The 26,851-nt window shown below is 71.2% G+C and carries 24 protein-coding genes and 1 tRNA gene; 13 read left to right on the top strand and 12 right to left on the bottom strand.

What is annotated here, in order from left to right:
• The first annotated feature begins 106 nt into the window (after positions 1–106).
• Positions 107–721: a phosphatase PAP2 family protein gene (locus ACWCP2_RS13030; protein ID WP_450908632.1), complete on the top strand. Its 615-nt coding sequence runs from the start codon at positions 107–109 to the stop codon at positions 719–721.
• Here ACWCP2_RS13030 and ACWCP2_RS13025 read toward each other — a convergent pair.
• The 8 genes from ACWCP2_RS13025 to ACWCP2_RS12990 all read right to left on the bottom strand — a co-directional run bounded on the left by ACWCP2_RS13025 (position 706) and on the right by ACWCP2_RS12990 (position 10,571).
• Positions 706–2,517 carry a chitinase gene (locus tag ACWCP2_RS13025; RefSeq protein ID WP_450908631.1) on the bottom strand — a complete coding sequence of 604 codons (1,812 nt, stop codon included), beginning with the start codon at positions 2,515–2,517 and terminating at the stop codon, positions 706–708. The two genes, ACWCP2_RS13030 and ACWCP2_RS13025, sit on opposite strands and share 16 nt — an antisense overlap.
• 151 nt (positions 2,518–2,668) lie before the next feature.
• Positions 2,669–3,133 carry a hypothetical protein gene (locus ACWCP2_RS13020; protein ID WP_450908630.1) on the bottom strand — a complete coding sequence of 155 codons (465 nt, stop codon included), beginning with the start codon at positions 3,131–3,133 and terminating at the stop codon, positions 2,669–2,671.
• Between the two features lie 197 nt (positions 3,134–3,330).
• The gene (locus tag ACWCP2_RS13015; protein WP_450908629.1) at positions 3,331–4,749 is read right to left on the bottom strand and encodes an NAD(P)/FAD-dependent oxidoreductase; all 1,419 of its coding nucleotides are present in this window, start codon (positions 4,747–4,749) and stop codon (positions 3,331–3,333) included.
• Positions 4,750–4,771: 22 nt separating this feature from the next.
• Positions 4,772–5,578, bottom strand: coding sequence for an ABC transporter permease (locus tag ACWCP2_RS13010; RefSeq protein WP_383942788.1), 807 nt, complete (start codon positions 5,576–5,578; stop codon positions 4,772–4,774).
• Positions 5,578–6,507 (bottom strand): ABC transporter permease, encoded by a 930-nt coding sequence (locus ACWCP2_RS13005; protein WP_450908628.1) that lies wholly within the window; start codon positions 6,505–6,507, stop codon positions 5,578–5,580. The genes ACWCP2_RS13010 and ACWCP2_RS13005 overlap by 1 nt, the downstream gene beginning before the upstream one ends.
• Positions 6,504–7,655: an ABC transporter ATP-binding protein gene (locus ACWCP2_RS13000; protein WP_450908627.1), complete on the bottom strand. Its 1,152-nt coding sequence runs from the start codon at positions 7,653–7,655 to the stop codon at positions 6,504–6,506. Before ACWCP2_RS13000 ends, ACWCP2_RS13005 begins: the two co-directional genes overlap by 4 nt.
• Before the next feature lie 84 nt (positions 7,656–7,739).
• Positions 7,740–8,990 (bottom strand): polyamine ABC transporter substrate-binding protein, encoded by a 1,251-nt coding sequence (locus tag ACWCP2_RS12995; RefSeq protein WP_450908626.1) that lies wholly within the window; start codon positions 8,988–8,990, stop codon positions 7,740–7,742.
• A gap of 54 nt (positions 8,991–9,044) precedes the next feature.
• A complete protein-coding gene (locus ACWCP2_RS12990; protein ID WP_450908674.1) occupies positions 9,045–10,571 on the bottom strand; it encodes a gamma-aminobutyraldehyde dehydrogenase in 1,527 nt (508 codons plus the stop codon).
• Positions 10,572–10,765: 194 nt separating this feature from the next.
• On the opposite strand from ACWCP2_RS12990, the gene ACWCP2_RS12985 reads away from it, so the two are divergent.
• The 3 genes from ACWCP2_RS12985 to ACWCP2_RS12975 all read left to right on the top strand — a co-directional run bounded on the left by ACWCP2_RS12985 (position 10,766) and on the right by ACWCP2_RS12975 (position 13,409).
• Positions 10,766–11,317 (top strand): NADAR family protein, encoded by a 552-nt coding sequence (locus tag ACWCP2_RS12985; RefSeq protein ID WP_450908625.1) that lies wholly within the window; start codon positions 10,766–10,768, stop codon positions 11,315–11,317.
• Between the two features lie 61 nt (positions 11,318–11,378).
• A tRNA-Ser gene (locus ACWCP2_RS12980) sits at positions 11,379–11,440 on the top strand.
• A gap of 340 nt (positions 11,441–11,780) precedes the next feature.
• Positions 11,781–13,409: a TROVE domain-containing protein gene (locus ACWCP2_RS12975; protein WP_450908624.1), complete on the top strand. Its 1,629-nt coding sequence runs from the start codon at positions 11,781–11,783 to the stop codon at positions 13,407–13,409.
• A gap of 42 nt (positions 13,410–13,451) precedes the next feature.
• Here ACWCP2_RS12975 and ACWCP2_RS12970 read toward each other — a convergent pair whose 3' ends face one another.
• Complete coding sequence (locus tag ACWCP2_RS12970; RefSeq protein WP_450908623.1) at positions 13,452–14,144, bottom strand: DUF4190 domain-containing protein; 693 nt, start codon at positions 14,142–14,144, stop codon at positions 13,452–13,454.
• 121 nt (positions 14,145–14,265) lie between these two features.
• Between ACWCP2_RS12970 and ACWCP2_RS12965 the strand changes: the two genes are divergently transcribed.
• From ACWCP2_RS12965 to ACWCP2_RS12945, 5 genes are all read left to right on the top strand, one after another.
• Positions 14,266–15,291: an adenosine deaminase gene (locus ACWCP2_RS12965; protein WP_450908622.1), complete on the top strand. Its 1,026-nt coding sequence runs from the start codon at positions 14,266–14,268 to the stop codon at positions 15,289–15,291.
• Between the two features lie 20 nt (positions 15,292–15,311).
• On the top strand, positions 15,312–16,001 hold the full coding sequence (locus tag ACWCP2_RS12960) for a glycerophosphodiester phosphodiesterase (protein WP_450908621.1): 690 nt from the start codon (positions 15,312–15,314) through the stop codon (positions 15,999–16,001).
• A 14-nt stretch (positions 16,002–16,015) separates the two neighbouring features.
• Positions 16,016–17,269 (top strand): sensor histidine kinase, encoded by a 1,254-nt coding sequence (locus ACWCP2_RS12955; RefSeq protein ID WP_450908620.1) that lies wholly within the window; start codon positions 16,016–16,018, stop codon positions 17,267–17,269.
• On the top strand, positions 17,266–18,015 hold the full coding sequence (locus tag ACWCP2_RS12950) for a response regulator (protein ID WP_450908619.1): 750 nt from the start codon (positions 17,266–17,268) through the stop codon (positions 18,013–18,015). The genes ACWCP2_RS12955 and ACWCP2_RS12950 overlap by 4 nt, the downstream gene beginning before the upstream one ends.
• Positions 18,016–18,162: 147 nt before the next feature.
• The gene (locus ACWCP2_RS12945) at positions 18,163–19,368 is read left to right on the top strand and encodes a serine hydrolase domain-containing protein (RefSeq protein ID WP_450908618.1); all 1,206 of its coding nucleotides are present in this window, start codon (positions 18,163–18,165) and stop codon (positions 19,366–19,368) included.
• A 7-nt stretch (positions 19,369–19,375) separates the two neighbouring features.
• Here ACWCP2_RS12945 and ACWCP2_RS12940 read toward each other — a convergent pair whose 3' ends face one another.
• The 3 genes from ACWCP2_RS12940 to ACWCP2_RS12930 all read right to left on the bottom strand — a co-directional run bounded on the left by ACWCP2_RS12940 (position 19,376) and on the right by ACWCP2_RS12930 (position 22,745).
• The gene (locus ACWCP2_RS12940) at positions 19,376–19,912 is read right to left on the bottom strand and encodes a hypothetical protein (protein ID WP_450908617.1); all 537 of its coding nucleotides are present in this window, start codon (positions 19,910–19,912) and stop codon (positions 19,376–19,378) included.
• A gap of 96 nt (positions 19,913–20,008) precedes the next feature.
• Positions 20,009–21,187 carry a polyamine ABC transporter substrate-binding protein gene (locus tag ACWCP2_RS12935; RefSeq protein WP_450908616.1) on the bottom strand — a complete coding sequence of 393 codons (1,179 nt, stop codon included), beginning with the start codon at positions 21,185–21,187 and terminating at the stop codon, positions 20,009–20,011.
• A 118-nt stretch (positions 21,188–21,305) separates the two neighbouring features.
• Positions 21,306–22,745, bottom strand: coding sequence for a gamma-aminobutyraldehyde dehydrogenase (locus tag ACWCP2_RS12930; RefSeq protein ID WP_450908615.1), 1,440 nt, complete (start codon positions 22,743–22,745; stop codon positions 21,306–21,308).
• Between the two features lie 171 nt (positions 22,746–22,916).
• Between ACWCP2_RS12930 and ACWCP2_RS12925 the strand changes: the two genes are divergently transcribed.
• From ACWCP2_RS12925 to ACWCP2_RS12910, 4 genes are all read left to right on the top strand, one after another.
• On the top strand, positions 22,917–23,420 hold the full coding sequence (locus ACWCP2_RS12925; RefSeq protein ID WP_073910973.1) for an Lrp/AsnC family transcriptional regulator: 504 nt from the start codon (positions 22,917–22,919) through the stop codon (positions 23,418–23,420).
• The gene (locus ACWCP2_RS12920) at positions 23,405–24,784 is read left to right on the top strand and encodes an aspartate aminotransferase family protein (protein ID WP_450908614.1); all 1,380 of its coding nucleotides are present in this window, start codon (positions 23,405–23,407) and stop codon (positions 24,782–24,784) included. The genes ACWCP2_RS12925 and ACWCP2_RS12920 overlap by 16 nt, the downstream gene beginning before the upstream one ends.
• 184 nt (positions 24,785–24,968) lie before the next feature.
• Complete coding sequence (locus ACWCP2_RS12915) at positions 24,969–25,778, top strand: ABC transporter ATP-binding protein (RefSeq protein ID WP_450908613.1); 810 nt, start codon at positions 24,969–24,971, stop codon at positions 25,776–25,778.
• Complete coding sequence (locus tag ACWCP2_RS12910) at positions 25,760–26,833, top strand: hypothetical protein (RefSeq protein WP_450908612.1); 1,074 nt, start codon at positions 25,760–25,762, stop codon at positions 26,831–26,833. Before ACWCP2_RS12915 ends, ACWCP2_RS12910 begins: the two co-directional genes overlap by 19 nt.
• Positions 26,834–26,851 lie beyond the last annotated feature (18 nt).

The following is a 26,851-nucleotide window of genomic DNA, read 5'->3' as shown; positions in this document are numbered from 1 at the left end:
CCCCCGGGGCGCCCGGCAACCCGATCCGGGCGGCCGCCCCGGAACCACCCCCCCTGTTCCGGGGCGGCCGGCCACTCTCCGCCGCCCGGGGATCCGGGCGCTCTGCGTGCTCTGCGCCGCGCTCTTCGCCCTGACCACCTGGCAGGTCCTCGTCTCCGGGCCCCTGCTGGTCCCGGACGCCGCCCTCAGCCGGGCCCTGGTGCGCACGGTCCCCGACGCGGTCACCCAGCGCCTCTCCGACCTCGGCAACGTCCCGGTCGCGGTCCCCGTCCTGCTCCTCGCGGTCCTCTACGCCGCCCGGCGCGGCAACCGCCGGGGCGCGGCGGCCGCGGCCCTGGCCATGGCCCTGGTGCCGGCCCTGATCATCCCGCTGAAGGAGTGGACCGGCCGGCCGGGCCCCCTGGAGCCCTGGGCCTCCGGCTACTACCCCTCGGGCCACACTGCCACCTCCTACGTGGCGTACGCGGGCGCGGCCGTGCTCGTGCGCCCGTACACCCGGGGCCGCTGGCCCCTCCCCCTCGCGGCCGCCCTCACCGCCCTGACGGCGGCGGGCCTGATCCTGCGCGGCTACCACTGGCCCCTGGACGTGCTGGCCAGCTTCCTGATGTGCACGCCGCTGCTGCTCGGGGTGCGCGCGGCGGTCCGGGGACGCACGGCGGGGCCGGGGCGTGCGCGCCCCGGCCCCGCCGCCTCCGAGTCGGCCGGTCAGCCGCCGAAGTAGGCGTCGAAGTTCTTCGAGAACTCCCAGGCGCCGAAGCGGTCCCAGTTGATCGACCAGGTCATCAGCCCGCGCAGGGCGGGCCAGGTGCCGTGGGTCTGGTAGGAGCCGCAGTTCACCTTCTTCGTCAGGCAGTCCAGTGCCTTGGTGACCTCCGCCGGGGAGGTGTGGCCGTTGCCCGCGTTGGTCGTGGCCGGCAGGCCGATGGCGACCTGGTCGGCACGCAGCGGCGGGAAGACGCGGGCGGTGTTGCCGGCGACGGGGAAGCCGGTGAGCAGCATGTCCGTCATGGCGATGTGGAAGTCGGCTCCGCCCATGGAGTGGTACTGGTTGTCGAGGCCCATGATCGAGCCCGAGTTGTAGTCCTGGACGTGGAGCAGGGTGAGGTCGTCGCGCAGGGCGTGGATGACCGGCAGGTAGGCGCCGGCGCGCGGGTCCTGGCCGCCCCAGGGGCCGGATCCGTAGTACTGGTAGCCGAGCTGGACGAAGAAGGTCTCGGGGGCCATGGTCAGGACGAAGTCCGGGCCGTACTTGGCCTTCAGGGTCTTCACGGCGGAGATCAGATTGACGATCACCGGGGTGGTGGGGGCGCGGAAGTCGGTGTCGCCCGTGGCCAGGGAGAGGGAGTGGCCCTCGAAGTCGATGTCGAGGCCGTTGAGCCCGTACTCGTCGATGATCTTGCTGACGGAGGAGACGAAGGTGTCGCGGGCCGCCGTGGTGCCGAGCTGGACCTGGCCGTTCTGGCCGCCGATCGAGATCAGGACCTTCTTGCCCGCGGCCTGCTTGGCCTTGATGGCCGCCTTGAACTCCGCGGCCGATTCGACGTTCGGGCACTCGCTGACCGGGCAGAGCTGGAAGCGGATGTCGCCGGAGGTCACCGAAGTGGGTTCGCCGAAGGCCAGGTTGATGACGTCCCACGAGGCCGGTACGTCGGCCATCCGGACGTAGCCGGAGCCGTTGGCGAAGCTGGCGTGCAGGTAGCCGACCAGGGCGTGTGCGGGCAGGCCGGGGTTGCCCGGGTTGCCGGGGCCGCTCGGCGTGGTCACCGCGGCGGCGGCGCTCTTCGGGGATTCGCCGGCCGCGTTCACCGCGCTGACCTGGAAGGAGTAGGTCGTCGCGGCGGTGAGGCCGGTGACCGTCGCCGAAGTGGCGCTGACGGTCGTCGGGTTCGCTCCGTCCCGGTAGACCTTGTACGAGGTGGCCCCGGTCGCGGCCGCCCAGGAGAGGCCGACCGTGGTGGCGGAGGAGGCCGACGCGGTGAGCCCCGTGGGAGCGGCCGGGACCTGGGGTCCGGGTCCGGAGCCGCCGGGGTCCGGGCCGACGAGGGTCACGTCGTCGGTGAAGTGGGGCGGCTGGCCGTACCAGCCCTGCGTGTACACGGTCACCGAGGTGGTGCTCGCGCCGGTACGGAAGCTCGTGCTCAGCTGCTTCCAGGCACCCGGGGTCTGGGTCCAGGTCTGCGGGTCCGTGGTCCCGGTGCCGGTCGCGCCGAGGTAGACGTACGCGCCCTGCACCCAGGCGCTCAGCGTGTACGCGGAGTCGGGCTTGACGGTGACGGTCTGGGAGCAGCGGGCGTTGTCCTGCCCGGCCGGGGTGCCCCTGAGGGCGGAAGTGCCGCCGTGCGCCGGGGAGCTGACGGCGGCTCCGCTGCCGGCCGAGCAGCTCCAGCCGTCGAGGCCGGCTTCGAAGCCGCCGTTGCGGACGAGGTCGGCGTCGGCCGCGGTGGCCGGCCCGCCGACGGCCAGGAGGCCGGCCGCCGCGAGGGCGGCGGCGGTAAGGAGGGACAGCGCGGAGCGCATGACGGTGGGTCTGGCGGGGAGGGTGGGGCCAGCAGGACGAGTGGGGCGCACAACTGCCTCCGGTGCATGGGGGGATGGAGCCGGGCCGCGCGCGGGCGAGCCGTGGGGGAAGGCGCAGCGGCGCCCAAGATGGTCCAGACCAATGTTCTTGTCAAGACTTCCCGCCCGTCCGTCCCACGACGCGCGCCGCCGCCTCGTGCATCGCGAGCTCCAGCACCGCCGGATCGGTGAGCGTGCCCCGCCCGTCCGGAACGACGAGCCAGCGCACCCCGCCCGTGGCCCGGCCGGGGTACGGGACCACGATCCAGGTCCCGCGCCCGGCTCCCCGTACGCCCGTCCCGATCCAGCGCGACGCCGTGCCCGGGGGCACGAAGAAGCCCAGCCGGGTGTCGCCGAAATCGGCGAGCACCGGGCCGGGCCGGTCGAGCAGCGCGTCCAGTACTTCGAGGGTGATGCGCCCCAGCTCCCCCGGCAGGATCAGCACGTCCCACCGGCGGCCGGCGGGCAGCAGGGCGACCCCGAGCGGGTTGCGCTCCCACTCCCACCGGGTGGCGTCCGGGTCGGGCGCCACCGAAACCAGCCACTCCACTGCCGTCTTGTTCCCCGGGATCGTCATCGCCCGGCCTCCGCTCTCTGGTGGGTGAGGTGAAGCGTTCTCACAGGAGAGAGCGGGGCCGGGCGCAGGTATGACGCGGGTTTCGTTACCCCGTGGTAGTGAAGCGGGTCACACCCCCGGGGGCGTGGTGCGCCCGGGGCGCGCGCAGGTCGTTTACCCGATCAGCTACCCGATCGGTTGCCTGATCGGTTGCCTGATCAGCTGTCGAAGCCGAGACCGAAGCGGTCCAGCGTCTTCAGCCACAGGTTGCGGTGTCCGCCCGTCCGGTCCGCGCGGGCCAGCGACCACTTCGTGAGCGTGATGCCGGTCCAGGCGAAGGGCTCCGGCGGGAAGGGCATCGGCTTGGTGCGGACCATCTCCAGCTCGGTGCGCTCCGTCTTCTCCCCCGCCAGGAGGTCCAGCATCACGTCGGCGCCGAAGCGGGTGGCCCCGACGCCCAGCCCCGTGTAGCCGGCCGCGTAGGCCACCTTGCCGGCGTGTGCGGTGCCGAAGAAGGCGGAGAAGCGCGAGCAGGTGTCGATCGCCCCGCCCCAGGCGTGGCTGAATTTCACCCCTTCCAGCTGTGGGAAGCAGGTGAAGAAGTGCTCGGCCAGCTTGAGGTACGTCTCGGGCCGGTGGTCGTGCTCGGCGTCGAGCTTGCCGCCGTAGGGGTAGATCGCGTCGTAGCCGCCCCACAGGATCCGCCGGTCGGGGGTGATCCGGAAGTAGTGGAACTGGTTGGCGCTGTCGCCGAGGCCCTGCCGGTTCTTCCAGCCGACCGAGGCGAGCTGCTCCTCGGTGAGCGGCTCCGTCATGAGCGCGTAGTCGTAGACCGGGACGGTCAGCGGGCGCACCCGCTTGACCAGCGACGGGAAGATGTTGGTGCCCAGCGCGACCCGGCGGGCGAAGACCCGGCCGTACGGGGTCCGCACGGCCATCCCGGCTCCCGAGCCGGCCAGGTCCAGCCCGCGGGTGTTCTCGTAGATCCGTACGCCCAGATCCAGGCAGGCCCGCTTCAGCCCCCAGGCGAGCTTCGCCGGGTTGAGCATGGCGACGCCGTCTCGGTCCCAGATCCCGCCGAGGAAGGTCGGGGAGTCGACCTCGGCCCGCAGGGCGTCCGCGTCCAGCCATTCGGAGCGGCCGGCGAGGCCGAGCCGCACGGCCTCGGCGTGGAACTCGCGGAGCTCCGCGACCTGGTGCGGCTCGGTGGCCACGTCGATCTCGCCGCTGCGCTCGAAGTCGCAGTCGATGCCGTAGCGGGCGACGGCCTCCTCGATGGCGTCGAGGTTGCGTGCGCCGAGGTCCTCCAGCGTGGCCAGTTCGTCGGGCCAGCGGGCCATCCCGTTGGCCAGGCCGTGGGTGAGGGAGGCGGCGCAGAAGCCGCCGTTGCGGCCCGAGGCGGCCCAGCCCGCCTCGTGGCCCTCGATGAGGACGACGTCCCGGGCGGGGTCGCGCTCCTTGGCGATCAGCGCGGTCCACAGGCCGCTGTAACCGCCGCCGATGACGAGCAGGTCGCAGTGCTCGTCCCCGGTGAGGGCGGGCTCGGCGGCGGGCTTGCCGGGGTCGTCCAGCCAGTACGAGACCGGCTTCGCTTCGGAAAGAGATCGTGCAGCGGTGCGCATGGCGTCTGGGGCCATGTCTTCCAACTCCCTACGGGTGCTACTTGGGCTGTGCTTTCTTGCGGCGGTTGGCGACCATCTGGCCGCCCAGCACCACCAGGACCGCGATGACGAACATCGCCGTTCCGATGACGTTGATCTGTACAGGCGTACCGCGCTGGGCCGATCCCCACACGAACATGGGGAAGGTGACGGTGTTGCCCGAGTTGAAGTTGGTGATGATGAAGTCGTCGAAGGAGAGCGCGAAGGAGAGCAGCGCGCCCGCCGCGATGCCGGGGGCCGCGATCGGCAGGGTGACGCGCAGGAAGGTCTGCACGGGTCCCGCGTAGAGGTCGCGGGCCGCTTCCTCCAGCCGGGGGTCCATGGAGAGCACCCGGGCCTTGACGGCGGCGACGACGAAGCTGAGGCAGAACATGACGTGGGCGATCAGGATCGTCCAGAAGCCGAGCTGGATGCCCATGTTGAGGAAGAGGGCGAGCAGCGAGGCCGCCATCACGATCTCGGGCATGGCCATCGGCAGGAAGATCAGCGAGTTGACCGCGCCGCGCCCCCGGAACCGGTAGCGGACCATCGCGAAGGCGATCGCGGTGCCCAGCACCGTCGCTCCGATGGTGGCCCACAGGGCGATCTGGAGCGAGAGGGACAGGGACTGGCACATGTCGGCGACCCCGCAGGGGTCCTTCCACGCGTCGAGGGAGAACTCCTGCCAGGCGTAGTTGAAGCGCCCGGTGGGGTTGTTGAAGGAGAAGACCGTGACGACGACGTTCGGCAGGATCAGGTACGCGAGCGTGCCGAGCCCCGCGATCACGACGAGATTGCGGCGCAGCCAGGTGGTGGCGCTCTTCATCAGACCAGGTCCTCCGTCCCCGCTCGGCGGATGTAGATGGTGACCATGACGAGGACGATGGCCATGAGGATGAAGGACAGCGCGGCCGCCGTCGGATAGTCGAGGATGCGCAGGTACTGCGACTGGATGACGTTTCCGATCATGCGGGTGTCCGTGGAGCCGAGCAGTTCGGCGTTGACGTAGTCGCCGCTCGCCGGGATGAAGGTGAGCAGGGTTCCGGAGACCACGCCCGGCATGGACAGCGGGAAGGTCACCTTGCGGAAGACCGTGGCGGGACGGGCGTACAGGTCCCCGGCCGCCTCGTGGAGGCGGGTGTCGATGCGCTCCAGCGAGGTGTAGAGCGGAAGGATCATGAAGGGGAGGAAGTTGTACGTCAGACCGCAGACGACCGCGAGCGGCGTGGCGAGCACGCGGTCGCCCTCGGTCATGCCGAGCCAGCTGGTGACGTCCAGGAAGCCGAGCGTGTTGAGGACGCCGACCACCGGGCCGCCGTCGGCCAGGATCGTCTTCCAGGCGAGCGTGCGGATCAGGAAGCTGGTGAAGAACGGCGCGATGACCAGGATCAGGAGCAGGTTGCGCCAGCGGCCCGCCTTGAAGGCGATCAGGTAGGCCAGCGGGTAGCCGAGCAGCAGGCACAGCGCGGTCGCGGTGCCGGCGTAGAGCAGGGAGCGCAGGAACTGCGGGTAGTACTCGGTGAAGGCGTCCCAGTACGTCTGGAAGTGCCAGGTGACCTTGAAGCCCTCTTCGAGGGAGCCGGTCTGCACCGAGGTCGAGGCCTGGTAGACCATCGGCAGCACGAAGAAGACGAGCAGCCACAGGATGCCCGGGAGCAGCAGCCAGTACGGGACCAGTCGCTTCTTCAGGGACGGCTTGTGCACCGGGGGCTCGGCGGCGGCGACGGCCTCGGGCAGGGCCGCGGGGGCACTCACGCGCTCTCCTCGACGGTCTCGATGCCCGCGTCGATGTCCTGGTCGCCGTCCAGCGCGAAGGTGTGGTCCGGGTTCCAGTGGAGTATCACGTCGGCGCCGGGGACGAGGCGGGCGTCGCGCTCGATGTTCTGCACGTACACCTCCAGCTCCGGGCAGACCGGGCTGTCGATGACGAACTGGGTGGAGACGCCGATGAAGGAGGAGGCCGCGATCTTGCCGGCGACCTTGTTGCGGCCGGCGCCGACGGTGTCCTCGGCGTCCGCGTGCACCAGGGAGATCTTCTCCGGGCGCACCCCGACCAGCAGCTTGCCGCCGGCGCGGGGTGTGGTCGAACATCGCGCCACCGGGACGCGCAGCTTCGTACCGGCCGAGGAGACGACGACGTCGGACGCGCCGGCTTCCAGGACCTCGGCCTCGATGAGGTTGGAGGTGCCGAGGAAGTTCGCCACGAAGGTCGTCCTCGGGTTCTCGTAGAGCTCGGCGGGGGCGCCGAGCTGCTCGACGCGGCCGCCGTTCATCACGGCGACCGTGTCGGCCATGGTCATGGCCTCCTCCTGGTCGTGCGTGACGTGCACGAAGGTGATGCCGACCTCGGTCTGGATGCGCTTGAGCTCCAGCTGCATCTGGCGGCGCAGCTTGAGGTCGAGGGCGCCGAGCGGCTCGTCGAGCAGCAGGACCTGCGGGTGGTTGATGAGCGCGCGGGCGACGGCGACGCGCTGCTGCTGGCCGCCGGAGAGCTGGTGCGGCTTGCGCCCGGCGAACTGGCCGAGCTGGACCAGCTCCAGCATGTCGTCGACCTGCTTCTTGACCGACTTGATGCCGCGGCGGCGCAGCCCGAAGGCGATGTTCTCCGAGACGTCGAGGTGCGGGAAGAGGGCGTAGCTCTGGAAGACGGTGTTGACCGGGCGCTTGTACGGCGGCAGGTGCGTGACCTCGCGGTCGCCGAGGCTGACGGTGCCGGTGGAGGGCTCCTCCAGGCCGGCGATCATGCGCAGGGTGGTGGTCTTCCCGCAGCCCGAGGCGCCGAGCAGGGCGAAGAAGGAGCCCTGGGGGATGGTGAGATCCAGCGGGTGCACGGCGGTGAAGGATCCGTAGTGCTTGCTGATCCCGGCGAGGCGGACGTCGCCGCCTTCGGTCTTGTCAGTCATGGGCCTGGGCCTTCGGTGGTGTGTCGTGGAAGGGGCAGGTGCCGGTACGGGTGCCCGGTGCCGCGGGGACGGCGGCGGGACCCGTCAGGCTCCGATGAGCTTGGCGAACTTCTCCTCGTACGCCGTCTCTTCCTCGCTGGTGAGGGAGCGGAAGGCGTGCGACTTGGCGGCCATCGCCTTGTCGGGAACGATCAGGACGTTGTCCGCGAGCTCCGGGTCGATCTTGGCCAGCTCGTCCTTGACGCCCTCGACGGGGCAGACGTAGCTGATGTAGGCGGCCAGCTGGGCGGCCACCGCGGGCTCGTAGTAGTAGTCGATGAGCCGCTCCGCGTTGGCCTTGTGCCGGGCCTTCACGGGGACCAGCAGGTTGTCGCTGGAGGTGATGTAGCCGGGCGCCGGGATCGCGTACTGGATGTCCGGGTTGCCGGCCTGGAGCTGGATGACGTCGCCGGCCCAGGCCAGGCAGGCTGCGAGGTCGCCCTTGTCGAGGTCCGCGGTGTAGTCGTTGCCGGTGAAGCGGCGGATCTGCTTCTTGTCCACGCCCTTCTGGAGCCGGCCGATCGCCGCGTCGAAGTCGGCGTCGGTGAACTTCGCCGGGTCCTTGCCCTGGTCGAGCAGGGTCATGCCGACGCTGTCGCGCATCTCGGTGAGGAAGCCGACGCGGCCCTTGAGGGAGGGGTCGTCGAGGAGCTGGGTGACGGAGTCGACCTTCTTCCCGCCGGTCGCCTTGGTGTTGTAGGCGATGACGGTGTCGATGCCGGTCCAGGGGTAGCTGTACGCGCGGCCCGGGTCCCAGTCGGGGCTGCGGAACTGCGGGATCAGGTTGGCGTAGGCGTGCGGCAGGTGCGAGGGGTCCAGCTTCTGGGCCCAGCCGAGGCGGATGATGCGCGAGGCCAGCCAGTCGGTGACGACGATCAGGTCGCGGCCGGTGTCCTGGCCGGCCGCGAGCTGGGGCTTGATCTTGCCGAAGAACTCGACGTTGTCGTTGATGTCCTCGGTGTACTTGACCTTGATCCCGGTCCGCTTGGTGAACTCCTCCAGCGTGGGACGGGACTTCTCGTCCTCGCTGGTGTCCATGTACTCGGTCCAGTTGGAGAAGTTGATCTCCTTCTCCTGCTCCGAGTGGTCGTCGGAGGCCGCGGCGGTGCCCTCCGCGCGCTTGGCCGGCGGGATGCCGCAGCCGGCCAGCGCGGACAGGCCGCCGAGGGTGAGCGCTCCGACTCCGGAGGCGCGCAGCACGGAGCGGCGGGTGAGGGCGCCGCGCCCGCTGGTGAGGCTGCGCCGCATGGCGGCGAGTTGCGCCGCCGAGAGGCGGTCGGGCTCGAACTGCTCCATGGGAGGTGCCCTTTCGGGATGGGTGCGAACCGCTGGTCGGGCGGCTCTACGTGGTTATCTGTCCCCGAAGATCGTGCGGTGCCAGTCCTTCGCGGCGACCGCGGTGTTGTCGTACATCACGTGCTTGACCTGCGTGTACTCCTCGAAGGAGTAGCTGCTCATGTCCTTTCCGAAGCCACTGGCCTTGTAGCCGCCGTGGGGCATCTCGCTGATGATCGGGATGTGGTCGTTGACCCAGACGCAGCCCGCCTGGATCTCCCGGGTGGCACGGTTCGCCCGGTACACGTCACGGCTCCAGGCGGAGGCGGCGAGACCGTACGGGGTGTCGTTGGCCAGCGCGATGCCCTCGTCGTCGGTGTCGAAGGGCAGGACCACGAGGACCGGCCCGAAGATCTCGGACTGGACCACCTCGCTGTCCTGGGCCGCCCCGGAGATCAGCGTCGGCCGGTAGTACGCGCCGTCCGCCAGCTCTCCGCCGGGGATCTCGCCGCCGATGACGACCGTGGCGTAGGCGCGGGCGCGCTCGACGAACCCGGCGACCCGGTCGCGCTGGGCGTGCGAGACCAGCGGGCCGAGGTCGGTGGCGGGGTCGAAGGGATCTCCGACGCGGACGCCTGCCATCAGCTCGGCGACCCGGGCGACGAAGGCGTCGTGGAGGGGCCGCTGGACGTAGGCGCGGGTGGCGGCCGTGCAGTCCTGGCCGGTGTTGATCAGGGAGGCGGCGACGGCCCCGTTGGCGGCGGCCTCCAGGTCGGCGTCGTCGAAGACGAGGAAGGGGGCCTTGCCGCCGAGCTCCAGGTGGAGCCGCTTGACGGTGGCGGTGGCGATCTCGGCGACCCGCTTGCCGATGGCGGTGGACCCGGTGAAGGAGGTCATGACCACGTCCGGGTGGCCGACCAGGTGCTCGCCCGCGTCCCGGCCGGCGCCGGTGACGATGTTGACCACGCCGTCGGGCAGGCCTGCGTCCTTGGCCGCCTGGGCGAACATCAGGGAGGTCAGCGGGGTGAGCTCGGCGGGCTTGAGGACGATGGTGTTGCCCGCGGCGATCGCCGGGAGGATCTTCCAGGCGGCCATCTGCAGCGGATAGTTCCACGGCGCGATGGAGCCCACGACCCCGATCGCCTCACGGCGCACGTACGAGGTGTGGTCCCCGGAGTACTCGCCGGCGGCCTGCCCCTGGAGGTGGCGCGCGGCGCCCGCGAAGAAGGCGGTGTTGTCGATGGTCCCCGGGACGTCGAACTCCGTCGACAGCTTGACCGGCTTGCCGCACTGCAGGGACTCCGCGTACGCGAACTCCTCGGCCCGCTCGGCCAGCACCCCGGCCAGCCGGTGCAGCGCGTCGGAGCGCTCCCCGGGGGTGGCTCCCGACCAGCCCGGGAAGGCCCGCTTGGCGGCGGCGACGGCGGCGTCCACGTCCGCGGTGGAGGCCAGCTCGTAGGTGAGCACCTCCTCGCCGGTGGCAGGGTCGACCACGGTGTGTGACCGGCCCGAGGTGCCGGGCCGCAGCTGCCCGTCGATGTACTGCGCGCCTGCGCCGAATCGGTCCTTGACCTGGACCTTGACCTGGAAGCGGTTGCCCATCACGCTCTCACGCTCTCCGTAGCTACAGTTCGAGCTACAGCTCGAATTGAGTGCCGATCCTGGCAGAGGTAAACCCCTCGGCCAAGTGATTCCGTTGTTGCCTTTTGATTACGCGACGGAATCGGTCGACCATGTGTCGAGGCGCGCCCGAAATCCCGTACGAAGTGTCCGGTGCTCCTGCGAGACTCGCATGCATGGAGAAGATCGAGGAACTGATCGGGCAGGTCAGCCGGGGTGAGCGGCTGAAGTACCTGCCGTTCTGGGGACACCGTCCGCGGCCCGACGGAACGCTCGGACCGAGCTGCCTCAGCCAGTGGTGGCCGTCCGAGTTCACCGTGGGTGACGTGCGGTACGCCACCGCGGAGCACTGGATGATGGCCGGAAAGGCGCGCCTGTTCGAGGACGCCGAGGCGGAGCGCGCGGCCCTGGAGGCAAGGATTCCGGCCGAGGCCAAGAAGGCCGGCCGGCTCGTGCGCGGCTTCGACAACGCGGTCTGGGAGCGGGAGCGGTTCGCGCTGGTGGTGGAGGGCAGCGTGCACAAGTTCGGCTCCGATCCGGCGCTGACCTCGTACCTGCTCTCGACCGGGAACCGGGTCCTGGTGGAGGCGAGCCCCATGGACCGGATCTGGGGCATAGGGCTGGCCGCCGACGACGAGCGCGCGCTGGACCCGGCCCGCTGGCGCGGCCTGAACCTGCTCGGCTTCGCGCTCATGGAGGCGCGCGAGCGGCTGCGGGCGGAGCTTTAGCCGCCTTTAATCGCTCGCGGCCGATGCGGGTGCGCGTCTAGCGTGATCCTCGTCCAGGTGCGCAGGTGAGACCTACTTCCACTGTTAATGGGGCGGCCGCGGGTTCGAGTCCCGTCACCGGCTTCGGCCGGTGTAGCTCAGTTGGTAGAGCACCACGTGGTTTCACCGACCTCGATCTCTGGACACCTACTCGTACGCACCTCCCGGTGCGCGGGCAGCGGCTCCTTCTTTCGCAAAGACACCCAGGCCGCAGCCACCTTGATCTCGGGAGGCGCACGTGCGGAGTGCCCGGTGCGCAGGCAACGGCTCCTTCCGGATCAACGGGTCGCGGGTTCGAGTCCCGCCCGGCTCCGGCCGGTAGCTCAGCTGGCAGAGCAGTCGACACAGTCCGTCGCCGACTTCGATCTCGGGCATTCCGCACGTCACGCCTCCCCCGGTTTCCACTGAATTCGGGGGGATTCACATGGCCCGCTTCAACCTGCTCCGCTCCAAGGCGGCGCCCACCTCACCCACTACGCCCACCGCACCCACTTCGGGGGTTCGCTCCACCGGCCGCCGCGCCGCCAACGCGCACGGCAGCCCCGGCTTCGTCCGCGATCCGCGCTCCGAGCTGTTCCTGCTCGCCGTCGCCAATTTCGTGACGCAGCGGACCGCCTACGAGTCCGGCGAGGCCCGCGACGACCGCTACGGCGCGCTCGTGCGCACCCTCGCCGTGGAGGATCCCGAGTGGACCGCCGGCCTGCTCGGCTGGCTGCGCCGCGACGGCAGCATGCGGACGGCCTCGCTCGTCGGAGCCGCCGAGTACGTCAAGGCGCGGCTCGACGCCGGAGCGACCGGCGGGCCCTCCAACCGGCAGGTCGTGGACTCCGTCCTGCTGCGCGCGGACGAGCCCGGTGAGCTGCTCGCCTACTGGACGGCCACGTACGGGCGCAGCGTGCCCAAGCCCGTCAAGCGCGGGATCGCCGACGCCGTGCGCCGCCTCTACTCCGGCAGCTCCCTGCTGAAGTACGACACCGCTTCCCGGGGATACCGCTTCGGCGACGTCCTCAACCTGGTGCACGCCTCCCCCGACCCGGCCAAGCCCTGGCAGGGCGAGCTGTTCCGGTACGCCCTCGACCGCCGGCACAACCCGGAGACCGCCGAGGCGCCGCCGGGCAACCGCACGCTGCGCGCGCACCGGGCCCTGATGGAGCTGCCCGTGGCGGAGCGCCGGGCCGTCGTCGTCTCGGCGGACGGCGCCGAGCGGCTCGCCGCGGCGGGGATGACCTGGGAGGCGCTGGCGGGCTGGCTGCAGGGGCCGATGGACGCGGCCGCCTGGGAGGCGGTCATCCCGTCCATGGGCGTGATGGCGCTGCTGCGCAACCTGCGCAACTTCGACGAGGCCGGGGTCTCGGACGCGGTCGCCGAGCGGGTCGCGGCGAGGATCTGCGACCCGGAGGCCGTCGCGCGGGCCCGGCAGTTCCCCTTCCGCTACCTGGCCGCCCACCGGCACGCGCCCTCGCTGCGCTGGGCGTACCCGCTGGAGCGGGCACTGGGCCACTCCCTGGCCCACGTACCGTCCCTGCCCGGGCGGACGCTGGTCCTGGTGGACCGGTCCGGGTCGATGTGGTCGCCGCTGTCGGACCGCTCGCAGCTCAACCGGGCCGACGCGGCGGCCGTGTTCGGGACGGCGCTGGCGCTGCGCGCCGAGGACGCGGACCTGGTGCAGTTCGGCTCCACCAGCAAGGCGGTCGGTTTCCGCCGCGGTGAGTCGGTGCTGAAGGTGCTGGAGCGGTTCGAGGACCTCGGCGGCACGCTCACGGCCGAGGCGGTGCGCGCGCACTACGCGGGGCACGACCGGGTCCTGATCGTCACCGACGAGCAGGCCACGTACGCCTACGGCGGGGATCCCACGGCGCTGGTGCCGGACACGGTCCCGGTGTACACGTGGAACCTCGCCGGCCACCGGGTGGGCCACGCGCCCTCCGGGTCCGCGCACCGCCACACCTTCGGCGGGCTCACCGACGCGGCCTTCCGCCTGGTGTCCCTGATCGAGGACGGCCGGGACGCCGGGTGGCCGTGGGAGACCGGGCGGGCGGAGGCGGCCGCCTGACGGCACGGCGGGAGCGCCCGTCAAGCGCTCTCGCCGGGCGGCTCACCCCCGGTGGAGGACCTGCGTGTTCTCGTACACGGGCGAGTAGTCCGAGTCGACATCCGTGTCGAAGTCCTCGCCCCCGAGCACGACGACGACGATGAAGAAGGCGATCCACACCAGGCTGATCACGATGCCGACCGCGCCCGTGATGATGCCGGCCAGGGCCATGCCCCCGTTGTCGGCCTCGCCGCGCTTGGCCTTGCCGCGGGCCAGGACACCGAAGATGACGGCCGGGACGCCGAACAGCAGGCCCAGGTAGCAGCTGACCACGGCGATGATCCCGAGCACGAGCGCGGTGATGCCGAAGCCGTTGCTCCGGGGCGGGTACACCGGGTATCCGGGGTACCCCTGGTACCCGGGATGGACCGGCTGGCCGCCGTACGCCGGCTGCGGGGCGGGATGTCCGGCGCCGTACGGGTCCTGCGGCGCGCCCGGCTGGGACGGATAGCCGTACCCGGCGGGATCCGGCTGCGCCGGGTAGCCGTAGGCCGGCGCCTGCCCGGGCTGGGGTGCGGGTGCCTGTGCGGCCTGGGGTATGCCCCCTCCGGCGCCGGGCATCCCCGCGACGGTCTGCTGGTCGTGCACCCCCGGCGCCACCTGTCCGCCCTGTCCGTCCTGCTGTTTGCCCAGATCGACCGCGGGCCGCTCCGGCGGCGCCCAGGGGTCTCGCGACTCGGGGCTGTGATCGGTCATACGGCGCCCCCCTCTCGTACGGCCATGCTAAGCGCTCCCTCCGACAGGCCCCTTCGGCGGTGCGGATCCTGCCTACGATGAACCCCGTTCCATCCGCACCGCGTCCTTCGGAGGCACCCTCATGCCCGACCTGCACCCCTTCATCGCGGGGCTGCCCAAGGCCGAACTCCACGTCCACCACGTCGGCTCGGCCTCCCCCCGCATCGTGGCCGAACTCGCCTCCCGGCACCCCGACTCCAAGGTCCCCACGGACCCCGAGGCCATCGCCGACTACTTCACCTTCACCGACTTCGCGCACTTCATCGAGGTCTACCTCTCCGTCGTCGACCTGGTCCGCACCCCCGACGACGTGCGCACGCTCACCTTCGAGATCGCCCGCGACATGGCCCGGCAGAACATCCGGTACGCCGAGCTCACCATCACCCCGTACTCCTCCACCCGCCGCGGGATCGACGAGAAGGCCTTCATGGAGGCCATCGAGGACGCCCGCAAGGCCGCCGAGACCGAGCTCGGCGTGATCCTGCGCTGGTGCTTCGACATCCCCGGCGAGGCCGGCGAGGAAGCCGCCGCCGAGACGCTGCGCCTCGCCGTCGACCTGCGCCCCGAGGGCCTGGTCTCCTTCGGCCTCGGCGGCCCCGAGATCGGCGTCCCGCGCCCGCAGTTCAAGCCGTACTTCGACGCGGCCCGCGCCGCCGGACTGCACAGCGTGCCGCACTCCGGCGAGACCACCGGCCCGCAGAGCATCTGGGACGCCATCCGCGACCTGGGCGCCGAGCGCATCGGCCACGGCACCAGCGCCACCCAGGACCCCGAGCTCCTGGCCTACCTGGCCGAGCACCGCATCGCGCTGGAGGTCTGCCCCACCTCCAACATCGCCACCCGCGCCGTCGCCACCCTGGACGAGCACCCCGTCAAGGAGATGGTCGCGGCCGGCGTGCTCGTCACCATCAACAGCGACGACCCGCCGATGTTCGGCTCCGACCTCAACAACGAGTACGCGGTGGCCGCCCGCCTGCTGGAGCTGGACGAGCGCGGCCTCGCCCAGCTCGCGAAGAACGCCGTCGAGGCCTCCTTCCTCGACCCGGCCGGCAAGGCGAAGCTCACCGCGGAGATCGACACGTACACCTCCGCCTGGCTGGCTTCCTGACGGCCCAGCAGAATGGGCGCATGCGCACCCTGACTGCCGTAGGACACCGCGGGGATCCCTACCGCGTCCGCGAGAACACCCTGCCCTCGATCCGGTCCGCCTTCGGTCGGGGGGCGGACGCGGTGGAGATCGACGTACGGATGACCCGCGACGGGGTCCCCGTACTGCTCCACGACGCGGACCTCCAGCGGCTGTGGGGCCACGACGTACGCCTCGAGGACGTCACGGCCCCGCAGCTGAAGGAGCTGACGGACGGCGGGATCCCGACGCTGCGCGACGCCCTCATGGCCGCCGGCGCGGGCCGGGTCATGATCGACCTGCCGGGTGCGACGGCCCTGGCCGTACGGACCGTCGTCGGGCAGGTCCGCGAATGCGGGGCCCGCGACCGTACGTACTACTGCGCGGGCCCGGCCACCATGCTGGCGGTGCGCGCCGCCGATCCGGGCGCCGAGATCGCGCTGACCTGGACCACCCTGGCTCCCCCGCGCCGGGTGCTGATCGACGCGGTGGCGCCCAGCTGGCTCAACTACCGCTTCGGGCTGGTCGGCCCGGAGCTGGTGGACGCCCTGCACCGGGACGGCCTGCAGGTGTCGGCCTGGACCCCGGACACCAAGCGCTCGATGCGCGCGCTGGTCAGGGCCGGGGTCGACTCCATCACGACGAACCGGCTGGACGTGCTGGGCGCCGTACGGGCCGAGCTCGGCCGGTGATACGGGGCCGGGGGGTGATACGGGCCTGGCGGGAGCTCGGGGCGCGGATCCGGCGCGCCGGTCCGCGCCGGCAGGACCTGGGGCTGACGCTGCTGGTGCAACTGGCCGTCACCATGCCCTTCGTGGTGCCGCGGCCGGCCGACGCGCCGCCCGCGAACTGGCCCTCGTACGCGATGACCACGCTCGGCGTGCTGCCGCTCGTCTGGCGGCGGCGGGCTCCGGTGGGAGTGCTGGTCGCGATCCTGACGGCCGGCGGCGCGTACAACCTGGCGGGCGACGGCCCGGGGCAGCCGCTTCCGTACGCGGGGCTGATCGCCTTCTACACGGTCGCCGTGCAGTGCACGGCCCGGGTGCGGCTGACGGTGGGCGGGCTCACGGTCCTCACCGTCGCCGTGTCGGTGTACTGGAACACCGGGACCGCGCGCGAACTGCTCTTCACCCTCTTCGTCTCCGGGGCGGCGTACGCCCTGGGGCGGCTGCAGCACACCCGGCAGGCGTACACGGCGGCCCTCCAGGACCGGGCGGCCCAGCTGGAGCGGGCCAACCGGATCGAGGCGGAGCAGGCGGCGGCCCGCGAACGGGCCCGGATCGCGCGGGAGATGCACGACATCCTCTCGCACGCGGTCAGCATCATGATCGTGCAGGCGGAGGCCGGTCCGGTGGCCGTACGCAGGGCCCCCGAGCGGGCCGAGGCCGCCTTCGACGCCATCGCGGAGACGGGCCGCGACGCCATGGCCCAGCTGCGCACGATGCTGGGGGTGCTACGCACGGACGCGGCGGCTCCACGTGCCCCGCAGCCCGGCATCGGGGAGCTGGCGGGGCTGCTGGAGCGGGTCCGGGGCAGCGGGCCGCAGGTACGCCTGGAACGCACGGGCACGGTGCGCGCCCTGCCGGCGGCGCTGGAGGCGACGGTGTACCGGGTGGTGCAGGAGGCCCTGACCAATGTGGTCAAGCACGCCGGGGCCTCGGTGGTGGCGGTGGGCCTGCAGTACGGGGAGCGGGAGCTCACGGTCACGGTGACGGACGACGGGCGCGGTCCGGGTCCGGGGCCGGACGCGGGGCCGGACGCGGGGCCGGATGCCGAGCCGGCCGCGGTGCCCGCCGCGGGCTCCGTGCCGCGGGCGCGGCCCGGCGGGCACGGCCTGATCGGGATCCGCGAGCGGGCCGCCGCCCACGGGGGCACGGCCCGGACGGGGCCCGGCCCGGACGGCACCGGCTTCGAGCTGCGCGTGGTCCTTGTAACGTCGGGCGCGGAGGTGGGGAAGTGACGATCCGTGTGGTGGTGGCCGACGACCAGGAACTGGTGCGCAGCGGCTTCGCGATGATCCTGGACGCCCAGGAGGACATCGAGGTGGTGGCGGAGGCCGGCGACGGGGCGGCGGCGGTCGCGGCAGTGCGGTCGCTCGCGCCCGACGTGGCGCTGCTGGACGTCCGGATGCCGGTGCTGGACGGGATCGAGGCGTGCCGGGAGATCTCGGCGACGAGTTCCTGCCGGACGGTGATGCTGACGACCTTCGACTCGGACGAGTACGTGTACGAGGCGCTGCACGCGGGGGCCAGCGGGTTCCTGCTCAAGGACGTGCGGCGGGACGATCTGGTGCACGCCGTACGGGTGGTGGCGGCGGGCGACTCCCTGCTGGCGCCTTCGGTGGCCCGGCGGCTGATCGCGGAGTACACGGCGGCCACGGCCCGCCCGGCCGCCGAGGAGGCGCTGTCGGCGCGACGGCTGGAGGTGCTGACGGCCCGCGAGCGGGAGACGCTGCTGCACCTGGGGCGGGGCCTGTCGAACGCGGAGCTCGCGGCGGAGCTGATGGTGAGCGAGCACACGGTCAAGTCGCATGTGGGCAACGTGCTGTCGAAGCTGGGGCTGCGGGACCGGATCCAGGCGGTGATCTGCGCGTACGAGACGGGTCTGGTCGCGGCCGGCGGCGGGGTGGCCGGCTCCGGGGCGCCTGGCTCCGGGATGCCTGGCTCCGGGATGCCTGGCTCTCGGGTATCTCCCTCCGGGGAGTGAGACGGGGACCGTCCTCTCCCTCCCGGTGGCTAGTTGTCGTACCGGCAAAGACCACTCCTGATGGTGATCCGCAACTACCCCTGTGACCAGCAGCATTGAGGTCATCGGGGCGGAAGTCGCCCGGAGAGCCGACAGGGGGATCCCACCATGAACACGATGACCCGCACGCTGATCGCCACCGCTCTGGTCCTGGGCGTCGCGGCCGGCCCGGCCGTCGCCCAGGCCGCCCCGGCGCAGGCGCCTGTCACGGCGTCGGCGCTCTCGCCGAAGCCGGCACCGCAGGTGTCGACGCCGCCGAACGCCGCGGCGCTGGAGGCGGCGATCGCCGGCCTCGGGGCACGGAACGCGGACGCGACGGCCGCGCTGGTACGGGTGGGCGGCACGAGCGGTGCCTGGCGGGGCGGTTCGGGTGTGGCGGACATCCGCACCGGTCGCGCGGCGATCGAGGAGGGCCGGTTCCGGGCCGGGTCGGTGACCAAGACCTTCACCGCGGCGGTGGTGCTCCAGCTCGCCGCCGAGGGCCGGCTGGACCTCGGCGAACCGGTCCGCCGGTACCTGCCCGGGACCGTCCCCGAGGCGTACGGCACGGTCACGGTCGGGCAGTTGCTCAACTACACCAGCGGGATTCCGGCGGCCGACGGCCCGGGCGATTCCTTCGAGGCGCAGTGGGAGCACCGCTTCGACGTGACCGATCCGCACGACCAGATCGCCAATGCGGTGGCCAAGAAGCCCGAGTTCGTCCCGGGCACGGCCCAGCACTACCTGAACATCAACTACACGGTGCTGGGCGTGCTGATCGAGAAGGTGACGGGCACGACGTACGAGAAGGCCGTCGCGGCGCGGGTCCTGAGGCCGCTGGGGCTGCGGGACACCTCGTTCCCGGGCCGGTTCCAGACCCGCATACCGGGTCGCCACAACCACGGGTACCAGGCGGTGGCCCGCGAGGACGGTTCCACCGAGCTGCGCGACGTGACGGAGTGGAACTCCTCGGACCGGTGGGCGGCCGGCGACATCATCTCCACCACGGCCGATCTGGAGCGGTTCACCGTGGCCCTGTTCAGCGGACGCCTCGTACCGGCGGCGCAGTTGGAGGAGATGTTCACGGTCCCCGGAGTGAAGGACTTCGTCACGGGCAAGTCCGCGGCGCTGACGGCCGGGATGGCGCGGATCGAGCTGCCCGACGGCACGGTCGCCTGGGGCAAGACGGGCGGCCGGCACGGCTACAACACGGCGATAGGCGGAACCCGCGACCTGTCCCGCACCCTCGTGTACTCGGTCAACTCCACCGATGCCAAGGGCCAGGACATGAACCCGGTGGCCCTCGGCATCGTCATGGCCGCCTTCGCCAAGTAGCGCGGGATCAGCCCCGGGCCGCGGCCAGGTCCGCGGCCGGGTCCGCGGCCGGGTCCGGAGCCTGCGCCGGGGCCCGGCCGGGGTCCGCCGGCAGGGCCTCCAGCCGCTTGATCATGCGGCGCAGGACCAGCAGGGGGATCACCCCGAAGACGCCGAAGGAGATGTCGATCAGCGTCCAGTAGAAGGGGATCCCCCGGACGGGCCCGCAGATCAGGGCCAGCGGGATGATGCCGGCGCAGGCGGCCATGCCGGCCTCGACGATCCAGATGTTGCGCACCGGGTCGCGGTGGACCCCGTAGAGGAAGACGGCGATCACCAGGTGGGCGAAGGCGAGCCAGTCGGTGCCGTAGAGGAGGAAGGACTCGGAGTCCGCCCGCTCCAGCCCGTCACCGACGCGTCGCAGCCACGCGTTGTCCACCAGGGCATTGGCCCAGTGGAGCTCACTGACCAGGGGGAAGGCGGTTAGTCCGCTCAGCACCAGGCAGACGAGGAACAGGGCAAGCCAGGCACGGATCCGCCGCAGAAGGGCGCTTCTCTCGCTCATGGAAGGAAGCCTACGCAACTTTCTGAACATGTTCAGCAAAATTGCTGAACATGTTCAGTTCCGTCGCGCGGAATCGCGCCCGGGCGGCGGCCGCCCTCACAGACCGACGATGGCGTTCCAGCGCTTGGCGAAGGACGAGCGTTCGGCGGAGGAGATGTCGCGGGCCACCACGAGCCGCTTGCGCATGTCCTCGTCGGGGAAGATCAGCGGGTTCTCGGCGAGCGCGGCGGTCTCCTCGTCATCGGAGGCCGCCAGCACCTCGCGGGCGGCGGGGACCGGGCAGACGTAGTTGACGGAGGCGGCGAGCAGCGCGGCCATCTCCGGGTCGTAGTAGAAGTCGATGAGCGCCTCGGCATTGGCCTTGCGCGGTGCCAGGTTGGGGATGAGCAGGCTCTCCGCCCAGAGCTCGCCCCCTTCCTCGGGGACCACGAACTCGATGTCGGGGTTGTCGGCCTGGAGCTGGATCGCGTCCCCGGAGTACGCCTGGCAGGCCAGCACGTCGCCCTTGCTCAGATCGGAGGTGTAGTCGTTGCCGGTGAAGCGGCGGATGTGCTTCTTCTTCACCATGCTCTCGACCTGGTCGCACATCCGGTGGAAGTCGGTTTCGGTCCACCGGGTGACGTCGACCCCGCTGCCCTGCATCAGCAGGGAGAAGGACTCGTCGAGACCGGAGAAGAGCGTGACCTTGCCGGCCAGGTCCGGGTGCCACAGGTCCTTGACGGACTTGATCTCCCGGCCGAGCGCCTTGCGGTTGTAGGCGATGCCGGTGATCCCCGACTGCCAGGGCACGGTGTGCAGCCGGCCCTCGTCGAAGGCGGGCGAGCGCAGCTGGGGGTCCAGGTACTTCGCCACGTTCGCCTGCGCCGAGCGGTCCATCTTCTGGGCCCAGCCCAGGTGGACGAAGCGGGCGGCCATCCAGTCGCTGACCACGACCACGTCGTGGCCGGTCTGCTGGTGGTTCATCAGCGCCGGGCTGATCTTGCCGAAGAACTCGTCGTTGTCGTTGATCTCCTCGGTGTACCGGACCTCGATGCCCGTCTTCTCCGAGAAGGCGTCCAGCGTCGGGCGCCGGCTCTCGTCCTCTTCGTCGGTGTCGATGTAGAGGGGCCAGTTGGAGAAGGAGACGCTCCGGTCGGCGGCCGAGCGGTCCCGGCCCTCCCGGCGGTCCTCTGGGACGTACGCGGCCGGGACACCACAGCCGGTGAGGCCGGCCAGCAGGCCCGCGGCACCGAGGCCGCGCAGCGCCGCGCGGCGGGAGAAGGCGAGTTCAGGCATGGGCAAAGCCTCGGTGAACGCCGAAGGGCGGGCAATAGACATGTTGTCTACTGCCCGCCCCTTCAAGGCAGTGCCCTGGCCGATGCGGCGGCCGGCAGGCCGCCCGCCCGGCTTCCGGTCAGCCGTCGAGCGAGGTCATGACGTGCTTGATGCGCGTGTAGTCCTCGAAGCCGTAGGCGGAGAGGTCCTTGCCGTAGCCGGACTTCTTGTATCCGCCGTGGGGCATCTCGGCGACGAGCGGGATGTGGGTGTTGATCCACACGCAGCCGAAGTCGAGGTTCTTGGACATCCGCATCGCGCGGCCGTGGTCCTTGGTCCACACGGACGAGGCGAGGGCGAACTCCACGTCGTTGGCGTACGCCAGGGCCTGGTCCTCGTCCGTGAAGGACTGGACGGTGATGACGGGGCCGAAGACCTCGTTCTGGATGATCTCGTCGTCCTGCTTGAGGCCCGAGACCACGGTCGGGGCGTAGAAGTAGCCCTTCTCGCCGACCTGGTGGCCACCCGCCTCGACCTTGGCGTGGGCGGGGAGGCGCTCGATGAAGCCCGCGACCTGCTTCAGCTGGTTCGGGTTGTTCAGCGGACCGTAGAGCACGTCCTCGTCGTCCGGCTGCCCGGTCTTGGTGTCGGCCGCGTTCTTGGCCAGCGCCGCGACGAACTCGTCGTGGATCGACTCGTGGACCAGTACGCGGCAGGCCGCGGTGCAGTCCTGGCCGGCGTTGAAGAAGCCGGCGACCGCGATGTCCTCGGCGGCCTTGGCGATGTCGGCGTCCTCGAAGACCACGACCGGGGCCTTGCCGCCGAGCTCCAGGTGGACGCGCTTGACGTCCTTGGAGGCGCTCTCGGCGACCTGCATGCCCGCGCGCACCGAGCCGGTGATGGAGGCCATCGCCGGAGTGCGGTGCTCGACCATGGCGCGGCCGGTGTCGCGGTCGCCGCAGACGACGTTGAAGACGCCCTTGGGGAGGATCGAGCCGATGATCTCCGCCATCAGGATGGTGGAAGCCGGGGTGGTGTCCGAGGGCTTGAGGACCACGGTGTTGCCCGCGGCCAGGGCCGGGGCGCACTTCCAGACGGCCATCATCATCGGGTAGTTCCACGGCGCGACCTGGGCGCAGACGCCCACCGGCTCACGGCGCACGATGGAGGTCATGCCCTCCATGTACTCGCCGGCCGAACGGCCCTCCAGCAGGCGCGCGGCGCCCGCGAAGAAGCGGATCTGGTCCACCATCGGCGGCAGCTCCTCGCTGGCCGTGAGGCCGAGCGGCTTGCCGGTGTTCTCCGATTCGGTGGCGACCAGCTCGTCCGCGCGGGCCTCGAAGGCGTCCGCGATCTTCAGCAGGGCCTTCTGGCGCTCGGAGGGGGTCGCGTCGCGCCAGGCCGGGAAGGCGGCAGCGGCGGCGGCCATGGCGGCGTCGACGTCCGCCTGGCCGGAGAGGGGGGCGGTCGCGTACGCCTCGCCCGTGGCGGGGTTGACCACCTCGGTGGTCCGCCCGTCGGCGGCGTCCTTGAACTCCCCGCCGATGTAGTTGCGCAGACGACGCAGTTCGGTGGTCACTACAGCCACACTCCTGTGATCACATGTCCAATGGTTGAGACAGCTACCAAGCCTAGCGTCTCAGACGCCGTTTTCGACAGGCCTGCACATCACGAACTACGGATTCGGTGAGATCTGACTCCCGAAACAACGAATTACATCGTTCTCGCCTTGCGGAACAGACGACTCCTCGTGCACAGTGAGGTCGTGGTCAGTCGAAGCGCAGATTCCAGGAACAGACAACCGTCCCCTTCGGTCGATGCTGTGTCCCTGGCGATCATCGAGCAACTGCAAGAGGACGGTCGCCGTCCTTACGCGGCGATCGGCAAGGCCGTCGGCCTGTCCGAAGCAGCGGTGCGCCAGCGGGTACAGAAGCTTCTCGACCAGGGCGTCATGCAGATCGTCGCCGTCACGGACCCGCTCACCGTGGGGCTGCGGCGTCAGGCGATGGTCGGCATCAACGTCGAGGGAGACCTCGACCCGGTGGCCGACGCGCTGACCGCGATGGCCGAGTGCGAGTACGTGGTGATGACCGCGGGCTCGTTCGACCTGATGGTGGAAATCGTCTGCGAGGACGACGACCACCTGCTGGAAACGATCAACAAGAAGATCCGCGCGCTCCCCGGCGTGCGATCAACCGAAAGCTTCGTTTACCTGAAGCTGAAGAAGCAGACCTACATGTGGGGAACGCGATAGCCGTGAGCCAGGACCTCTCCAAGACCGCCTACGACCACCTGTGGATGCACTTCACCCGCATGTCGTCGTACGAGAACTCGCCCGTACCCACCATCGTGCGCGGCGAGGGCACCTACATCTTCGACGACAAGGGCAAGCGCTACCTGGACGGTCTCGCCGGACTGTTCGTGGTCAACGCCGGTCACGGCCGCAAGGAACTGGCCGAGGTCGCGTACAAGCAGGCGCAGGAACTCGCGTTCTTCCCCATCTGGTCGTACGCGCACCCCAAGGCCGTCGAGCTCGCCGAGCGCCTCGCGCACTACGCCCCGGGCGACCTGAACAAGGTCTTCTTCACCACCGGTGGCGGCGAGGCCGTCGAGACCGCCTGGAAGCTCGCCAAGCAGTACTTCAAGCTCCAGGGCAAGCACACCAAGTACAAGGTCATCTCCCGCGCGGTCGCCTACCACGGCACCCCGCAGGGCGCTCTGTCCATCACCGGCCTGCCGGCCCTCAAGGCCCCCTTCGAGCCGCTGGTTCCCGGCGCGCACAAGGTGCCGAACACCAACATCTACCGCGCCCCGATCTTCGGTGACGACCCGGAGGCCTACGGCCGCTGGTGCGCCGACCAGATCGAGCAGGAGATCCTGTTCGAGGGTGCCGACACCGTCGCCGCCGTCTTCCTGGAGCCGGTGCAGAACGCCGGTGGCTGCTTCCCGCCGCCGCCCGGCTACTTCCAGCGCGTCCGCGAGATCTGTGACGAGTACGACGTCCTGCTCGTCTCCGACGAGACGATCTGCGCGTTCGGCCGCCTCGGCACGATGTTCGCCTGTGACAAGTTCGACTACATCCCGGACATGATCACCTGCGCGAAGGGCATGACCTCGGGCTACTCCCCGATCGGTGCCTGCATCATCTCGGACCGCCTCGCCGAGCCGTTCTACAAGGGTGACAACACCTTCCTGCACGGCTACACCTTCGGCGGACACCCGGTGTCCTCCGCGGTGGCGCTCGCCAACCTCGACATCTTCGACAAGGAAGGCCTCAACCAGCACGTGCTGGACAACGAGGACGCCTTCCGCGCGACGCTGGAGAAGCTGCACGACCTGCCGATCGTCGGCGACGTCCGCGGCAACGGCTACTTCTACGGCATCGAGCTCGTCAAGGACAAGGTCACCAAGGAGTCCTTCACGGACGAGGAGACCGAGCGCGTGCTCTACGGCTTCCTCTCCAAGGCGCTCTTCGAGAACGGCCTGTACTGCCGCGCCGACGACCGTGGCGACCCGGTCATCCAGCTGGCCCCGCCGCTGACCGCCGACCAGGGCACCTTCGACGAGATCGAGGGCATCTTGCGCCGCGTGCTCACCGAGGCCTGGACCAAGCTCTAACCAGCGGCGTCCTCCCACCGTCCCGCAGGCGGCAAACTGCCGGACCACACGGCCCGGATCCTCCGTTCGAGTGAGAACGAGGGGGTCCGGGCCGTGTGCTGTCACCATTCAAGACGTTCATCTCTTTACATCTCATTGCGGCGCCAGTGACCAAGCGGGCTCCGCTTCGTTCCCCCGGACGGAGGTGTACGCCATGGTGGCTCCACGGGACAACGCCGCGCTGGACAAGGCCCGGCCCGACAGCGCCCTGCCCCAGGAAGATCTGCTCTGGGCACGGTCCCTTCACTACTCCCACAGCGGTTCACCGGGCCTCATCGGGGTCTCGGTCGGCGTCCGCGCGGGAGAGATCCTCGCCGTGACCGGCCCCCGGGGCAGCGGCAAGACCACGCTGCTGCGCTGCCTGTCCGGACGGCTCCGCCCCGAACAGGGCGAGGTCTGGTTCAACAGCGTCCCCGTGCACACCATGGGCGCCCTGGCCCGCGAGCGGCTGCGCCGCGACCGGTTCGGCTGGATCGGTCCCGAGCCGGGGCTGCTGCCCGAGCTCCGGGTCTGGGAGAACGCCGCGCTGCCGCTGCTGATCGCCGGCGCCAGTCACCGCGCCGCCAAACGGGCCGCCTGCGAATGGCTGGACCGTCTCGACATCGGCGCCTTCGCCCGCAAGTACCCCGGCGCCCTGAACCGCGCCGAGTCCCAGCGCGTCGCGCTCGCCCGCGCCCTCGCGCACCTGCCCGCCGTCGTCTTCGCCGACGAGCCCACGGCCCCGCTGCACCGCGCCGAGCGCTCCCTGCTGCTGCGCACGCTCACCACGGCCGCCCGCTCGCACGGCATCACCGTGCTGCTCGCCACCCACGACGAGGAGAGCGCGCTCGCCGCCGACCGCTGCTTCTCCCTGCTCGACGGACGGCCGGCCGCCGCGGCGGCCGCGGCCGGGCTCTCCCCCACCTCCTTCCCCCAGCCCCCGGAGGACCAGGCCGCGTGCTCGCTCTCCGCCTAGCCCGCGGCTCCCGGCCGCTGGTACAAGTGCGCCGGCTGCTCGTCGCCGCCGCGTCGGCCGGCAGCGGCTTCCTGCTGCTGTACGTGCTCGCGCAGGCCACCGCCCGGCCCGCCGGATCGTTCCCCCAGCTGCTGTGGGCCCTGGTCCCCCTCGCCGTCACCGTCCAGTTCGCCGTCGCCGTGGCCCGTACCGACCCCGCGACCCGGCCCCTGGAAGGGCTGGACGCCGCCGGGCTGGGACCCCTGCGGCTCACCCTGGTCGCGACGATCTCCACCGCCGTGGCCTGCGCCCTCGGCAGCGCCGTGGCCCTGGCCGTCTTCCTCCATCTGCGCGGGGAGGTGACCGGGCTGCCCTTCGACGGCGCCGGGGCCGGGCTGCTCCACGCCGACCAGCCCCTGCCCGTGGCGGCCGCGCTCACCCTGCTGGCCCTGCTCCCGGTGGCCGCTTCGGCCGCCACCGCCGTCGCCCTGCGACCGCACCCCCGGCCCGCGCCGCAGACCGCGCTGCCCTGGGGCATCGCCCTCACCGCCTGCGGACTCGCCACGCTGGCCTACGCCCGCCCCGGCGGAGCCGGCGTGCCCGTGGGCTGGGCGCTGACCGCCCTCGGACTCGCCCTCGCCGGTCCGGGCCTGGCCTACGCCTGCGGGGCGCTGGTCCAGGCCGTCCGCCCGGGCGCGCTCCGGCTGCTGGCCGGCCGCGCCCTCCAGGAGGAGGCCCCCCGGCTGGGCGCACCCCTCGGTGTCCTGTGCGCCGTCGCGGCGGGCGCCCTCAGCGCCGTGGCCCTGCGCGACCACGGCGGGCTCCAGGTCCCGCTCGGCCCGCTGACCGTGCCCGCCGCCGCGCTCGTGGTGCTGTGCGCGGCCGCGACCCTTCTCACATCCGCGGTCGAGGTCCACCAGGGCCGGACCGACGCCCGCGAGACCCTGGCCGGGCTCGGCGCCCCCGGCAAGGTCCTGCGTACGGCCGCCACCGTACGGGCCACGGCGCTGGTGGCGGTGTGCCTGCCGCTCAGCTGGGGTGTGTCACAGCTGACGTCGCTGGCATTGACCCGCTGAGGCGGGCAGCCCTTAGGG

The sequence above is a fragment of the Streptomyces sp. NPDC002104 genome, from assembly GCF_053593795.1.
The sequence above is the reverse complement of the archived record's forward strand: the minus strand, read 5'-3'. Positions and strand labels throughout refer to the sequence as shown.

What these genes read in the sequence shown, in the direction of transcription:
- ACWCP2_RS13025 (WP_450908631.1), bottom strand. Translation starts at nt 2,517, where the DNA reads ATGCGCTCCGCGCTGTCCCTCCTTACCGCCGCCGCCCTCGCGGCGGCC.
- ACWCP2_RS13020 (WP_450908630.1), bottom strand. Translation starts at nt 3,133, where the DNA reads ATGACGATCCCGGGGAACAAGACGGCAGTGGAGTGGCTGGTTTCGGTG.
- ACWCP2_RS13015 (WP_450908629.1), bottom strand. Translation starts at nt 4,749, where the DNA reads ATGGCCCCAGACGCCATGCGCACCGCTGCACGATCTCTTTCCGAAGCG.
- ACWCP2_RS13010 (WP_383942788.1), bottom strand. Translation starts at nt 5,578, where the DNA reads ATGAAGAGCGCCACCACCTGGCTGCGCCGCAATCTCGTCGTGATCGCG.
- ACWCP2_RS13000 (WP_450908627.1), bottom strand. Translation starts at nt 7,655, where the DNA reads ATGACTGACAAGACCGAAGGCGGCGACGTCCGCCTCGCCGGGATCAGC.
- ACWCP2_RS12995 (WP_450908626.1), bottom strand. Translation starts at nt 8,990, where the DNA reads ATGGAGCAGTTCGAGCCCGACCGCCTCTCGGCGGCGCAACTCGCCGCC.
- ACWCP2_RS12990 (WP_450908674.1), bottom strand. Translation starts at nt 10,571, where the DNA reads ATGGGCAACCGCTTCCAGGTCAAGGTCCAGGTCAAGGACCGATTCGGC.
- ACWCP2_RS12985 (WP_450908625.1), top strand. Translation starts at nt 10,766, where the DNA reads ATGGAGAAGATCGAGGAACTGATCGGGCAGGTCAGCCGGGGTGAGCGG.
- ACWCP2_RS12975 (WP_450908624.1), top strand. Translation starts at nt 11,781, where the DNA reads ATGGCCCGCTTCAACCTGCTCCGCTCCAAGGCGGCGCCCACCTCACCC.
- ACWCP2_RS12970 (WP_450908623.1), bottom strand. Translation starts at nt 14,144, where the DNA reads ATGACCGATCACAGCCCCGAGTCGCGAGACCCCTGGGCGCCGCCGGAG.
- ACWCP2_RS12965 (WP_450908622.1), top strand. Translation starts at nt 14,266, where the DNA reads ATGCCCGACCTGCACCCCTTCATCGCGGGGCTGCCCAAGGCCGAACTC.
- ACWCP2_RS12960 (WP_450908621.1), top strand. Translation starts at nt 15,312, where the DNA reads ATGCGCACCCTGACTGCCGTAGGACACCGCGGGGATCCCTACCGCGTC.
- ACWCP2_RS12945 (WP_450908618.1), top strand. Translation starts at nt 18,163, where the DNA reads ATGAACACGATGACCCGCACGCTGATCGCCACCGCTCTGGTCCTGGGC.
- ACWCP2_RS12940 (WP_450908617.1), bottom strand. Translation starts at nt 19,912, where the DNA reads ATGAGCGAGAGAAGCGCCCTTCTGCGGCGGATCCGTGCCTGGCTTGCC.
- ACWCP2_RS12935 (WP_450908616.1), bottom strand. Translation starts at nt 21,187, where the DNA reads ATGCCTGAACTCGCCTTCTCCCGCCGCGCGGCGCTGCGCGGCCTCGGT.